Source organism: Pantoea sp. PGP6 (assembly GCF_053474785.1).
Map to the genome: position 1 here is coordinate 16760 of NZ_JBQBMA010000001.1, position 13651 is coordinate 30410.

The following is a 13651-nucleotide window of genomic DNA, read 5'->3' on the forward strand; positions in this document are numbered from 1 at the left end:
GCAACCTGGATTAACTCCAGGCGATAGCGTGCTTCATTTTTTTATCGGTCAGGCCGAAAAAGAAGCCCATGGTGATGCGGGTATCGCCTTCGACCCGGTCAATTTCGTGATAGAAGGCGGGATTAAACAGGTAGATATCGCCGCTGCGCGGTGAAAACTCGCAGGTTTCACTGCCCGCCACTACGCCGCTGTGGTAACCCAGTTCACCGGCGGTTTTGAACTGTTCATCTTCCGGCGACCATTTTTTGTTGTAGATGCGTAGCGCGCCGCCCGCGTTGCACTCCTGCAGGCAGACCACGCAGCTGAGCTGATGCAGGATCTGGGTTACCGCCAGACCGCTGTCGGCGGCATCACGCACGATGTTGTCGTTATGCAGGGGATTCGCCACGCCGTCGGCATGAAAGCGCACAATCGAACCGGCATACTCGCCCCGGCCCGGCTCCTGCGCGGTACGCAGGCTCTCCAGCCTTAGCGCATGTTGTACCCAGTAGTAGATCTGTTCACGCAACGTACCAAGCGACGGCGGCAGCGACGGCTGAATGTCGCGCAGCTCAGTAAAGTAGTTATCCGGCGCCGCCGTATGCCGGGCCAGATAGGGGCCGAGCGTAGTGAGCGCACCGTTGGGGTAGTGGGATACGCGGATCTTTTCCCGGCAGCGCTGAAGATCGGTCACCACCGCCTGACGGACGTCCGGCGTGAGGAAATTGCGCAGCACCAGCAACGGCACGCGTGCCGTCACGATGTCATCCAGCCAGGTCGACTCCACAAACATGTTGGGATTAATCACGCGGAACTGATTGAAAATAGCCATGTTTCTCACTCCCTAAACGGTATTTCATAGAGTTCATGATTGTTCATTCGCCGCCAGTTGCCGGCGCTGCCTGGTATTGCCACCGGTTCAGACGCGATCAGGGTACAATCGTCCTGTTGCCGAAAATGCATCGTAAAGTAGTCGGGATACGGCGTGTCGTGCGGATGCCACTGCCACGCCCAGGCCTTATCGCGGGTGACAAAAATCGCATTACCTGCGCTGCCGCCTGGCGCAACCTGGGCCATTTTTTCCCGCAGATAGTCGCGGGTGAAATCAGCCGGGGTGATCTGATCGACCAGATAGTGCAGATACTCTTCCGAATCGAAGCGCGATTCAGTCAGGCCGAGCTGACGATAGATGGTGGGCAGAAAACCGTTGTGCATCATGTACCAGCGATGTCCCGCGCTGTTGCGCCACAGCGGATGCGAAAACTCCAGCCCGTGATTTTTACTCAGGGTGGCGTGGCGCACGTGTACCGCCAGAAAGCGGCTGCGCAGCCGATCAACATCAATGCCCGGCAGCGCGTCGGCAAACGCGCCGGTGCCATGCAGGGTGCGGATCTCGCCGTTCTCCAGCCACAGACAGCCCCAGCCGTTAGGATGCTGTTTGATCGGCCCGTCGTGGTCGGCGCTTTCGCCACAGCTCATGGCGCGCGCGGCCTCCAGAATGGCAGCGCTGTCGAACCGGCCATGCGCCAGAATCATTCTGCACATACTGTGTTTCTCCCTGCCGCCGCGGACTGCGCGGCGATCACCTGATGAAAGGCCGCCAGAATCGGTTCACGCGCCGCCGCGCTCAGGCAAAAAGTCGCCAGAATCCCGGCATGGCGGGTCAGATCGGCATACAAAGACGATCGCGGTGAAACCTGCAGCGTCGGCAGCCGCAGCGTCGGCATCAGCTGACCCTGCTGATGCTGATCGATCCAGCGCTCGGCCGCCTGCAGCTGTGCCGGTTGCCGCAACCGTAGCTGGCCTACCGCGCGCGGCGCGGTGAAGGCAAATGCCGGCAGCACCGCGCCCGCCTCCAGGCCAAAAGTCACGTCTGCCCAGTCGATGCCGGTGGCTTCCTGCACCAACGTTGTCACGCCCATGCCTGACAGGCGAAAGCCCATCTCCAGAAAATGCGGAATGCCGCTCACCAGGATGAAATCGATATGGAAAGCGCCCTGACGATAGCCAAAGGTTTCGCAGCAAAACGCCATCAGGCTGGTGAATGAAGGAGGCAGCGCGGCCGCCGCCAGCGCCACATGTCCCGACTCGTAAAAGCTGACGCAGCCCTCAGCGTCACGATGCTGCTCAATCACTTTCTGGCAGCAGGTCAGCGCCTGCGGATGCCCCTGATGCACCACGCCCTGCAACGAAAATTCCTCACCTGATAATCCGCTCTCGACAATGAAACCGCTGAAGCCGCGGCCGCCGTAATTCATCGTCTGTACCAGCTTGTTCACCACCTGGCACAGCTGATCGGCCCGTTCAATCAGCCAGATCCCCAGCCCGCCGCCGCCATCCACCGGTTTCACCACGCAGGGATAGAGCAGCGCCTCTTTCGCATCCAGAATGCTGAGCGGCGAGGCGAAGAAGCGGAACTCCGGCTGTGGAAAGGCGGGCCAGGCTTTTTTCAGCGCCATGCGCTGGGCATATTTATCCAGCGGGATAAACGCGGCAGGCGCATCGGGTCCGGCCAGCATTTCCCGTACCCGTCCGGCGCTGGCGTTGTAGGCTTCAAAACCGGCCAGCACCACCTGTGGATGCGACAGCAAACCGGCGTGCAGATAAGCCTGGATCACCTCCCACGGGTTTTCTGGTCGATCAAGGCGAACGATCAGATCAAAGGGCAGCGTCAGGCTCAGCGACTGGTAATCAACAAAGTCGCCCATCTCAGCCAGCACGGTAAAGTAGCCGTCGCGCTTCGCCACCGCACAGTAGGGATTGTGTCCGTCACGGGTCGCGCCAATCTGCAGAAAAATCTTTTTCATCGCCTCGCCTTACCGGACTAACGCCCGGAAATGACTTCAGTCACGGTGTCGTTCAGCTCACCGTGGTTAACCTGAATCACCGCTTTATGGGGATCAAAACGCAGCACGCGCGACAGCGGATCGGCGCTTTTGCCGTCCAGCAGCGAACTGACCGGGTTGCTCTGCCAGCAGTGACGCATCTGCGTCAGCGTCATGCCGGAAAGCTGAGTTAACTGCTGCGCCAGCGCGTTATCTTCACTGCGCTGGTCAAGGAGATCGCGGATCGCCGCCTCATCCAGCGCAATCTGCTGCCGGGTCAGCCAGTGGTTAAGCTGTTGCCCGTGGGCGAGGAACGGCGAGTAAATCATGCAGATCAGCTGATCTTCACTGAGATCGAACGCCTCGACAGCGAACGTCGCCGCCCGCTGGCGCTGACGCTGGATCGCCGCGTCATCCTGATACCGCGCCGCCATTTCGTCGATCAGCTGCGGCGGGAAATCCTTCTTCACCATTAAGCCGAGTGCAAAGCGCACATATTCACGGATCCCTTCGGCGTAGTTGCGCTGCAGCAGGGTTTCCGCCCGCAGCCCGCGCAGATGGGCCATTAAGGTCGGATTGCCGCAGTCTGACTCAGAGAAGCTGAACATCAGCTCATCGAAACGGAAGCGCATAAACTCGCTGAGCAGCGCCCAGTGCGCGCCCGCTTCATAGGCGGTGTCCTGATAGATATTGAAAAACAGCGGATCGCGCGCTAACTGATGGGTAATGCGGTGCGCAGGCGTCAGCTGATCGGCACCGTTGATATCGGTGAAATAGCGTTCGGCGACGCCATCCAGCGTCTGCAGGAAACCGCTAAAGCCGCGGCTTTTATCCGCCACCGGCGCGTCGAACAGCCGCGACAGATGGCGCGCCCAGGCAACATAGGCTGCCTGCTCCTGCGGCGAGTCGCCGGTGATGATCACATCCACGCCACCGTCGTAATCCGCCGCCAGACCAAATGAGTTGACCATGCTGAGGTTGCAGGCGTTACAGAAGGTCGAGCGCGCATCGGCGCGAAACCGGTGGCCATTCATCAGCACATCGTTGCGATTCTGCTGCCGCACCGCCTCCGGCATCGGCAGATGCCGGGCGAAAGGACGAATCTGTAACCCATCCACCACCAGACATTCAGCCAGCGGATCGTCATGCATCGCCAGCGATTGATAAACCCGGTTGATGTTCTCCATCACGCTGTCGTTCATCGCCGCATGACGATTGGTGCTGACGCGCAGGCGAAAGGTGGCACCGCGCTGCTGCCAGATGATGCCCTGGATATAGCGGACATAGGCCACCATGTAGCTGCTGTCTTTCCCGCCGCCATAGGCGAGCAGAACTCGGTTATTTTCCAGCTGCTGCCGATCGGGTAACGCCGCCAGCAGACGGTCAGAACAGCGCTGTGCAGAGTCGATGATGGCCGGCGAAAGGTAGCCCTGAATCTCCTTCATCATGGTGGACAGATTATTCATTTTTCACTTTTTCCTTACGCGAATAGAATCACTCAACCGCCAGAACGCCTGATGTCGCAACCGGCGGCCTGCGCGGATGACGATGACGATCGGCACACCTCTCAGACGCGCAATCGCCAGGGCGACAGGTCCGTTTAGCGTCATGAATAATTAAGAGATGCAGGCTAAAGTACTTTGAATGTACTCTGTTGAATATGCACAGATCAGCGCGATATGGGGTGGTACAGATGGCCGATGTTGTCGGAGAACAGGAGAGTCAGAGCAGTCGTTACCGCCAGATAGCCGAACAGATCAAGCAGGCGATTCATGCCGGTACGCTGGCACCCGACAGTCGTCTGCCGTCGGTGCGTACCCTGGCGACGCAGTATAACGTCAGCCTCACTACCGCTCTGAAAACATTACGTACGCTGGAGGATGAGCGCTACGCCGTCGCCCGGCCGAAGTCGGGCTTTTTTGTGGCGCCGCAACGGCATCGCCCGCGACAGCTGCCCGCCGTCAGCGAACAGCCACGTGCCATCGCCCCGCTCGACGAACAGACTGAGCTGCATCTGGCGATGCTCGGTTCGGACTGCCGGGTGCGTCTCGATCTGGCGAACGGCGACAGCGCGCTCTATCCGGTGAAGAAGCTCGGCTTGCTGATGCGCCAGATGGGCTACAGCAAGCCTGCCCTGCTGGGCAACACGGTGAAAGGCACCGGCTATGCGCCGTTAAAAGTCGAAATTGCCCGCCGGGCGGTCGATTATGGCTGCAATATCAGCACCGACGATATCCTGATCACCAACGGCTGTATCGAAGCTATCTCTCTGTCGCTGCGCGCCACCACCCAGCCTGGCGACGTGGTGGCGGTCGAGTCGCCCTGCTATTTCGTGCTGCTGCAAATGCTGCACAACCTCAATCTGCGGGTGATCGAGGTTGAGGCCGGGCCGGAAGGCTATGTGAATGTGGCGAAGCTCACCGGGCTGTTTCAGCGCAAGGCGGTGCGGGTATTTCTGACTCTGTGCAACATCAATAATCCGCTGGGGAAAAGCATTCCTAACGAGCAGAAAGCCTATATTGCACGGCAGGCAGATGAAAACGATGTGGTGATCATTGAGGACGATATTTTTGGCGATACCGCCTTTGGTGAGCGCCGCCCTTTCCCGATGCGCGCCTTCAGCCCGAATGCCATTCTGTGCAGTGGCTTCTCCAAAACGGTGGCCCCCGGCATCCGCATCGGCTGGGTCCACAGCGTCAACTACATGCGCAAAATCGCCTCGCTGAAATATACCTCGACCATGGGCACCTCGGTGTTGTCGCAGGCGGCGGTCGCTGAGCTGCTGCGCAGCGGGGGTTATGACGCGCATCTGCGCAAACTGCGGCGCGAGCTGGCGCGGCAAATCAGCGCCATGCGTCAGTCGGTACTGCGGGAATTTCCGCCGGGAACCCGGGTTTCAGATCCGGAAGGCGGCTATGTGTTATGGGTGGAGATGCCTGCGCAGGCGCTGAACGTGCGCTCACTGTTTCTGAAAGCGCGGAATGCAGGCATTGGCATTGCGCCCGGCCATATTTTTGCCACCGATCAGCGCTATGACCACTGTTTCCGGCTCAATGCCGGTTTCGGCTGGAATGACGAGGTTGAACAGGCGATACGACAGCTGGCGCAGTGGTGCCAGCTGTCATTAACCGGGCCGCAGGATTAGGCGTCGCGCCAGGCGGTCTCAATCTCTTCGGCCAGAATCTGCACCGCCCGCTCGATGTTCTCCGCATCCGGCACGTAGTTCATACGCATGCATTGATGGGTGTGCGGCCATTCATGTTCCAGTCCCGGAAAGAAAAAGTGGCCCGGCACCATCAGTACGCCGCGCGCTTTGAGCCGCTGATAGAGCGTCTCGGTGCTGATCGGCAGATCGCGGAACCACAGCCAGAGGAAAATGGCCCCTTCCGGTTTGTGGATCAGGCAGCGCTCTTCCGACAGATAGCGACGCAGGATAGCGATGGTCTGCTGCACCTTCTGCTGATAAAACGGCTTTATCACCTCTTCTGACAGGCGCAACAGATCGCCACGGCGGATCATCTCACCGGCAATCGCCGGGCCAATGCTGCCGGGCGCCAGGCTGATGATGCCGTTCATGTTGCTCAGCGCCCCAATCGTTTTCTCATCGGCGATAATAATGCCGCAGCGTGCGCCCGGCAGGCCAAGCTTCGACAGACTCATGCAGAGAATAATGTTGGGATTCCACAGCGGGCGGACCTCGCTGAAGATAATGCCGGGAAACGGCACGCCGTAGGCGTTGTCGATCAACAGCGGGACGTCGTGCTGCTGCGCCAGCGCATCCAGCTGCAGCAGCTCATCGTCGGTGATCACGTTGCCGGTCGGATTGGTCGGACGCGACACGCAGATCAGCCCGATATCCTCTTTCATTGGCAGATGTTCGAAATCGACGTGATATTTGAACTGGCCGGCCGGCAGCAGTTCAATGTTCGGTTTGGCCGAGACAAACATGCCCTCTTCCAGCCCGGCATCGGCATAGCCGAGATACTCCGGTGCCAGCGGGAACAGCACGCGCTTTTTGCTGCCGTCGGCCCGGCGGCCGGCAAACAGGTTAAACAGATAGAAGAAGGCGCTCTGGCTGCCGTTGGTCAGCGCAATATTCTGCGCGCCGATCGGCCAGCCCAGCTGGTCACGCAGCAGTTCTGCCAGCGCCTCCAGCAGTGTCGCTTTGCCACGCGGGCCATCGTAATTGCAGAGTGCCTCGCTGAGCTTGCCTTCCTCGTGCATCTGCTGCAGCAGTTGCTGAAAGTAGTCGTTCATGGCCGGGATTTGCGCCGGATTGCCGCCACCCAGCATGATGGTGCCGGGCGTACGCAAGCCTGCGCCCATATCTTCCATCAGCCGTGAGATGCCGGAATGTTGGGTAAATTTGTCGCCGAACTGAGAAAAGGACATAGCGGTTAAAAATTTGTGATAACGAATCGGGGGTCCACCATAACGCCCGCCACCGGCGGGCGCAATGGGAAGGCGCAGGGATTACTTCAGCGCCTGCGGGTTAACACAGTTTTTATCGACCTTACCGCTGAGCGCAGCGATCAGATTATCCACGGCATCCAGCATCATGCCGTAGCGGGTTTCGTGAGTCGCGGAACCGATGTGCGGCAGCGTCACCACATTGGGCAGCGACAGCAGCGGAGAATCGGCCGGCAGCGGCTCTTTCTCGAACACATCCAGCCCGGCGGCGTGCAGTTTTCCCGCCTGCAGAGCAGCGATCAGCGCGTTTTCATCCACCACCGGTCCGCGACCAGCGTTGATCAGCACCGCTTCCGGCTTCATCAGAGTGATTTGCTCTGCCCCGATCAGATGATGGGTCTGTTCAGTCAGCGGCAGGCTGATGCAGACAAAGTCGCTCTGCTTCAGCAGCGTCTCCAGTTCGCAGCGCTCTGCGCCAAACCGCGTCTGCGCTTCCTGATGCTCGCGGCGTGCGTTGTAGAGGATTTTCATGCCAAAGCCAAAGTGGGCGCGCTGGGCCAGCGCCATGCCGATGCGGCCCATACCGAGGATACCCAGCGTTTTATGGTGCACGTCGATGCCAAAACGCTCCGGACCGATGCTCTTCTGCCAGTTGCCCGCTTTTACCCAGGCGTCCAGTTCCGGCACCCGACGCGCGGTGCTCAGCACCAGCGCCATGATGGTATCGGCGACGGTTTCCGTCAGCACGGTCGGGGTGTGCATCAGTACCACGTGACGCTGATTCAGCGCCTCGACGTCAAAATTGTCATAACCGACCGAGACGCTGGAGCAGGCGCGCAGTTTTGGCATTTTCGCCAGCAGTTCGCCATTCACTTTACCGCCTGATCCCAGCAGGCCTTCGGCCTGGGCCAGCGCCGCAGCGTGTTGCTGCTGGCTGGCAGGTGACAGATCGCTGATTTCAGTCACTTCGGCATGCGCCGCCAGGCGCGCGCGCAAATCGTCGGGCAGTTTTTTATACAGAATCACAGCGGGTTTCATTCGGTGGCTCCCGGTCATTAAATAAGTGACGGGCGGCGCTCAGGCCGCCCGGAAAATGAGGGCTAACGTCTGGGCTTACGCTTTCAGGCGTGTTTCGCCCCGTGCAGCGGCGGCGTCGTCTTGTTCTGCGCCGGTTTAACAATCAGCGTCAGCCACACCGACACCAGCAGCGCCGATCCCATAAAGATGTAAGACGCGGACGGGCTGCCGGTCGCACCATTAAGATAGCCGACAATCCACGATCCGATAAACGAGCCGAGCGCGCCCATACTGTTGATCAGCGCCATCGCCCCGCCGGAAACATTGCGCGGCAGCATCTCAGGAATAATGGCGAAGAACGGACCGTAAGGGGCGTACATCGCTGCACCGGCAATCACTAACAGGGTGTAGGAGAGCCAGAAGTTGCCCGATCCCACCAGATAAGAACCGAGGAACGCCAGCGCGCCGATCAGCAGCAGTGGCCAGACAAACAGCTTACGGTTTTGCGTCTTATCAGAGGCCCACGAGACCACCACCATCGCAATGGTTGCCGCCAGATACGGCACCGCTGACAGCCAGCCAGCTTCAACCATTCCCATCTGGGTACCGTTACGCAGAATCGATGGCAGCCACAGCACGAAGCCGTAAACGCCAATGCTCCAGGCAAAATATTGCAGGCAAAGAATAATCACATTGCGATTACGGAACGCTTCACTGTAGTTACGCACCGCTTTGATATTGTCCTGCTCTTTTTGCAGTTCCGCCTGCAGTGCGGCTTTCTCTGCATCACTCATCCAGCGCGCCTGTGCCGGTTTGTCCTGCACCATAAACCACCAGGCGATGGCCCAGACAACGGCCGGAATCCCTTCGAAAATGAACATTTCACGCCAGCCGAAGGATTCGATCAGATAACCTGACACCACCGACATCCACAGCACCGTCACCGGGTTACCGAGGATCAGGAAGGTGTTAGCGCGTGACCGTTCAGATTTGGTGAACCAGTTACTGATGTAGATCAGCATGGCTGGCATCACCGCAGCTTCAACTACCCCGAGGATAAAGCGGATCGCCGCCAGCATCGGAATATTGCTGACGATGCCGGTCAGCGAGGCGCAGCCGCCCCACAGAATCAGGCACCAGAAAATCAGTTTCTTGACGCTGCGGCGTTCGGCGTAGATCGCCCCAGGGATCTGGAAGAAGAAGTAGCCGAGGAAGAACAGGGCACCCAGCAGAGAGGACATACCTTTGGTAATGCCGAGATCGTCGTTTATCCCCGCCGCCGAAGCAAAGCTAAAATTAGCACGGTCAAGATAGGCCAGGCTGTAGGTGATAAACACGATGGGCATGATGAACCACCAGCGTTTTGGCGCGATTGTCTGCGTTTTCATCGAGAACTCCTGTGTCAATATGTGAGGCGCGGGCTACGCGTCGCCGAGTTGCTGACGCGTCGGCAGACCTTCGCTGTCGCCAATCACCTGAATCGCCATCGAACCAATTTTGTTGCCGCGCTGAATCGCCTGCGGCAGGCTCAGACCTTCCAGCAGCGCACTGATCACGCCAACGGCAAATCCGTCGCCAGCGCCCACGGTGTCCACCACGTTATCGACTTTGATCGCGGCAACCTGACCTTTTTCGCCGCTGGCGGTTTTATACCAAGCACCGTCACAGCCGGTTTTAATCACCACCGCTTTCACCCCTTTATCGAGGTAGAAGTCGGCAATCGCTTCCGGTTGACGATAACCGGTCAGAATCAGTCCCTCTTTCTCGCCAGGCAGCACCCAGTCGGCGTACTCTGCCAGCAGATTAAGCTGAGTACGCATCTCCTCTTCGCTGCGCCACAGCACCGGCCGCAGGTTAGGGTCGAACGAAATGGTTTTGCCGCGCGCACGCATCTCTTTTGCCGCATGTTTCAGCAGCGCCAGCGAACTGTCGGAGAGCGCAGCCGCCACGCCGCTCAGATGCAGATGGCGTGCCGAGCCAAAGTAGTCCGCGTCGAAATCGTCTACCGACAGATGGCTGGCGGCCGAGCCTTTACGGAAATACTCCACCAGCGGATCGGAGCCATCATCCACTTTGGATTTAAGCTGGAAACCGGTCGGATAACGGTTATCCACCGTCACCTGGCGATGATCAATCCCCTCTTTCTCCAGCTGTTGGCAGATAAAGCGGCCAAAGGCGTCATCCCCGACGCGGCTGACCCAGCCTGTTTTAAGGCCGAGACGCGCCAGGCCAGTCGCCACATTCAGTTCCGCACCTGCCGCGCGTTTAACAAAGGTTTCCGCGGCGGCCAGGTCGCCGGTTTCACGGGCGATAAACATCGCCATCGCTTCCCCGATAGTGACAACATCAAGCGTACCGTTGTGATGCGTAGTCATCTTCACTCCTTAAACGTTGCGCAGCAGCGACACATAATGGCGCGTGACCGCAGTCAGGTCCTCGCCTTCCAGCGGAAACTCAATCCCACGCGGAGCCGTAGCGGGCAGCTGTTGCAGCAGGGCGCGCCAGCCGTCATCGGCTTCATCCAGCGCGATTGCCCGGTAGCTGTCGTGATGCGGGATCGCTGCTTTCACGTGGATATAACCGACCTGCGCCGCCAGCTGTTGCGCGGCCCGGGCGGCATCTTCGCCGGTCCAGCACCAGTTACCCATATCAAACGTCATGCTGATCGGCAGTCCGGCTGCGCGGACCGCAGCGAAAAACTGCACGCTGGCGGCGAGCTTGCCGTGCTCGGTCTGATCGTTTTCCACCGTCAGCGACAGTGGCTGGTCAGCCAGCAGTGACGACAACGACGCCGGAAGCGTGCCGGTGAAGTGACCCAGCGCCAGCTTGAGACGCTGTGCGTTTAACTGGCGTGCTTCTTCAAAGTAGTGAGTTATGCGCGGATTTACGTCACCGTCGTCACAAAACAGCGTATCCGGCACCGAATAACTGGCGTGCAGCTGATGCTGTGCCACCGCGGCGGCCAGGGCAGGCAGATCGGCCAGCGTGGCCTGATCACACAGTTCACGACGGATTTCAACGCCGTCAGCGCCCGCCTGCTGAATGATCGGCAGCAGTGCCGTCTGACCGCCGAGCGCGGCGATCTGCGAATGGCCGTAAGCGGCGGTGACCACGATAATGTCTGGCTTCATGTTGTGCTCCATCGAGGCTTTCGCCTTAAGTTCTTTAAAAACCCTAGATGGAACCGGTTCCAAAGCAAAGCAGCAAACAATGAATTTATGATCGTGCTCACGAAGCGAGCACGCAGGGGATGAGTAAAAGTCTGAAAATTAGCGCAGAGGCTGGCTGGAACCGCGAACAATCAGTTCGCCAGAGAAGACCTGTTCGGCGACCGGCAGATCGCTGCTTTCGATGCGCGCAATCACTCGTTGCAGCGCGCTGTAACCGATCTGCCAGGTGGGCTGTTTCAGCGTGGTGATCCCGACGCCCGCCAGCGCGGCCCACTCCAGCTCATCGAAGCCAAGCAGGCCGATATCGCTGCCCCAGTGCAGATTGATCCGCTGCAGCGATCGCGCCACCTGCAACGTCAGCGCGCCGTTGGCCACCATTACCGCGCTGCGTTTGCCTGCGTGACGTTGATGAAAGGCGCGCAGCGCCTGATCAAGCGCGGCGGGTTGATGCAGCGCCAGCTCCGCATTCTCATGCTGCACCTGCGGATAAGCCGTCAGTACCTGGCGGAAAGCCTGCAAACGCTCACGTCGGGTGTTGACGCTGCCCAGCGGCTCACTCAGAAACAGCAGCGCGTCGTAACCGTTATCGACCAGATGACGCGTCGCGGTCTCCGCCGCTTCGGCATTATTCAGCCCGACCACGTCGCAGGGAAAATCCGGGATTTTTCGGTCAATCAGCACCATTGGCAGCAAAGATTGTTGCAGATGGCTCAGCACCTCTTCGCGCATTCCCACCGCATTCACCACAATGCCTTCCACCTGATAGCTGCTCAGCAGTTGCAGATAATGCTGTTCCAGGTCCACTTCGTTGTTGGTGTTACACATCAGCAGGGTGAAGCCCTGCTCGCGGCAGGCGGCTTCAATGCCACTCATCACGTCAACTGAATAGGGATTGGTGATGTCGGCGATGATCAGCCCTATCAGGCGGGTGCGGCCGCGCTTCAGGCCGCGCGCCATCTGGCTTGGCCGATAGCTGAGATCGGCAATAGCCTGCTCAATCCGGGCTTTGAGATCGGCTGAAAGAAGATGCAGCTCACCATTGAGGTAGCGTGAAACGCTGGTTTTTCCGGTTCGTGCCGCGTGAGCAACATCGCTAATGGTGGCGCGAGGCGGCCTGATTTTCATGAAATATCCTGCAAAAGTAGAAACCAGGCAGAGACTAGCACAGCCGCGTCCAGTCGCAAAAAGCCCCGACGCTACGGCGGTAATTGCAGCCACGGCTGCCACAACGTCTGTAATTGCTGCGGCGACGTGCCTTTCAGCAGCTGTAATACCATCTCTGCCAGCTGCTCGCCGACCTGATGCTGCGCCGCCTGTCGTATGGTGATAATGGGATGATCGAGAATCGCATCGCGCGGCAGTCCATCCCAGCCGATCAGCGAAATAGCGTGGTTGCCCGTCGCCCGGCCTGCCTGTTGCAGCGCCACCATCGCCCCTTCTGCCAGCGGTCCGCAGTCGGTGATAATCGCATCAGGCGGGTTTTCCTCTGCCAGCCAGGCACAGGTCTGCTGGTAGCCGGCGCGGCGCGAAGCGGGCATCGCGGCCTGCGCATAAGGCGCAAGGGTGCCCAGCGCATCCAGATAGCCCTGGCGACGATCGCGAATCCGGGTGCTGTTTTCGTTGCTGCCGAGCCAGGCAATTTTCTCTCTGCCCTGTGACAGGCAATAGGCGACCGCCAGTTGCGAACCGGCTGCGTGGTCGACATCAAACCAGGCGTAATCCTGTGGCAGATCGCTGCGGCCCAGCGCCAGAAAACGAAAATCGGTCTGTAGCAGATACGCCAGTCGCCGGTCCTGCGGGGTGATATGGGTGACGATGATGGCATCGACCGCGCGGCTGCGCAGCAGACGGGTTAACAGCGGCTGGCTGTGCGGCTTATCCGCCAGCAGCAGCAGGTCGATTTCATGGTGAGCAAGCCGTTGATCCAGCGCCAGCAGCATCTCACTGAAGTGACCGTCGCTCAGCGGCGGCGCGCTGACCGGATAAACCAGACCTACCGCGTTAGCACGCCCGGTTTTCAGACGGCGGGCAGCAGCATTGGGCCGGTAACCGCGACGCTGCGCTTCTTCTTCAATCCGTTTACGGGTTTCCTGCGCGACATCTTCGTAACCATTGAGCGCGCGGCTGACCGTGGTGACAGAAAGTCCTAATGCCGCTGCAATTGCTTTAAGTGACATAAGAGATGACTCGCTGATCAAATTTTGATCAGGCTAACATAAAGCCTGAAGTGGCTCTATCAGCAGATGCGTT

At 59.2% G+C, this 13651-nt stretch carries 12 protein-coding genes; 1 reads left to right on the forward strand and 11 read right to left on the reverse strand.

The features are described from left to right. Window positions 1-10: 10 nt before the first annotated feature. The 4 genes from ACLIBF_RS00085 to ACLIBF_RS00100 are packed head-to-tail and all read right to left on the reverse strand — an operon-like array spanning window position 11 to window position 4270. Window positions 11-811, reverse strand: coding sequence for a 2OG-Fe(II)-dependent halogenase WelO5 family protein (locus ACLIBF_RS00085; RefSeq protein WP_031376132.1), 801 nt, complete (start codon window positions 809-811; stop codon window positions 11-13). A gap of 5 nt (window positions 812-816) precedes the next feature. Beyond that, complete coding sequence (locus ACLIBF_RS00090) at window positions 817-1524, reverse strand: class II glutamine amidotransferase (protein ID WP_031376133.1); 708 nt, start codon at window positions 1522-1524, stop codon at window positions 817-819. Further along, on the reverse strand, window positions 1512-2786 hold the full coding sequence (locus ACLIBF_RS00095; RefSeq protein WP_279810131.1) for an ATP-grasp domain-containing protein: 1275 nt from the start codon (window positions 2784-2786) through the stop codon (window positions 1512-1514). Before ACLIBF_RS00095 ends, ACLIBF_RS00090 begins: the two co-directional genes overlap by 13 nt. Window positions 2787-2803: 17 nt before the next feature. Then, window positions 2804-4270, reverse strand: a complete 1467-nt coding sequence (locus ACLIBF_RS00100; protein ID WP_069728641.1) for a hypothetical protein — start codon at window positions 4268-4270, stop codon at window positions 2804-2806. 227 nt (window positions 4271-4497) lie between these two features. Here ACLIBF_RS00100 and ACLIBF_RS00105 point away from each other — a divergent pair, with 227 nt between their 5' ends. Then, window positions 4498-5949 carry an aminotransferase-like domain-containing protein gene (locus ACLIBF_RS00105; protein ID WP_031376136.1) on the forward strand — a complete coding sequence of 484 codons (1452 nt, stop codon included), beginning with the start codon at window positions 4498-4500 and terminating at the stop codon, window positions 5947-5949. Here the strand turns inward: ACLIBF_RS00105 and ACLIBF_RS00110 are convergent. The 7 genes from ACLIBF_RS00110 to ACLIBF_RS00140 form a co-directional block, all read right to left on the reverse strand. Next, window positions 5946-7196, reverse strand: coding sequence for a valine--pyruvate transaminase (locus ACLIBF_RS00110; protein ID WP_069728642.1), 1251 nt, complete (start codon window positions 7194-7196; stop codon window positions 5946-5948). The genes ACLIBF_RS00105 and ACLIBF_RS00110 overlap by 4 nt on opposite strands. Window positions 7197-7277: 81 nt before the next feature. Continuing rightward, window positions 7278-8252 carry a glyoxylate/hydroxypyruvate reductase GhrB gene (ghrB, locus tag ACLIBF_RS00115; protein WP_069728643.1) on the reverse strand — a complete coding sequence of 325 codons (975 nt, stop codon included), beginning with the start codon at window positions 8250-8252 and terminating at the stop codon, window positions 7278-7280. Window positions 8253-8335: 83 nt separating this feature from the next. Continuing rightward, window positions 8336-9619, reverse strand: a complete 1284-nt coding sequence (locus tag ACLIBF_RS00120) for an MFS transporter (RefSeq protein ID WP_031376139.1) — start codon at window positions 9617-9619, stop codon at window positions 8336-8338. A gap of 33 nt (window positions 9620-9652) precedes the next feature. Then, window positions 9653-10606 carry a sugar kinase gene (locus tag ACLIBF_RS00125; RefSeq protein ID WP_031376140.1) on the reverse strand — a complete coding sequence of 318 codons (954 nt, stop codon included), beginning with the start codon at window positions 10604-10606 and terminating at the stop codon, window positions 9653-9655. A 9-nt stretch (window positions 10607-10615) separates the two neighbouring features. Continuing rightward, window positions 10616-11362, reverse strand: coding sequence for a xylose isomerase (locus tag ACLIBF_RS00130; RefSeq protein WP_089561640.1), 747 nt, complete (start codon window positions 11360-11362; stop codon window positions 10616-10618). A gap of 138 nt (window positions 11363-11500) precedes the next feature. Then, on the reverse strand, window positions 11501-12526 hold the full coding sequence (locus tag ACLIBF_RS00135) for a LacI family DNA-binding transcriptional regulator (protein WP_089561641.1): 1026 nt from the start codon (window positions 12524-12526) through the stop codon (window positions 11501-11503). A 71-nt stretch (window positions 12527-12597) separates the two neighbouring features. Next, window positions 12598-13578 (reverse strand): LacI family DNA-binding transcriptional regulator, encoded by a 981-nt coding sequence (locus ACLIBF_RS00140; protein ID WP_031376143.1) that lies wholly within the window; start codon window positions 13576-13578, stop codon window positions 12598-12600. Window positions 13579-13651 lie beyond the last annotated feature (73 nt).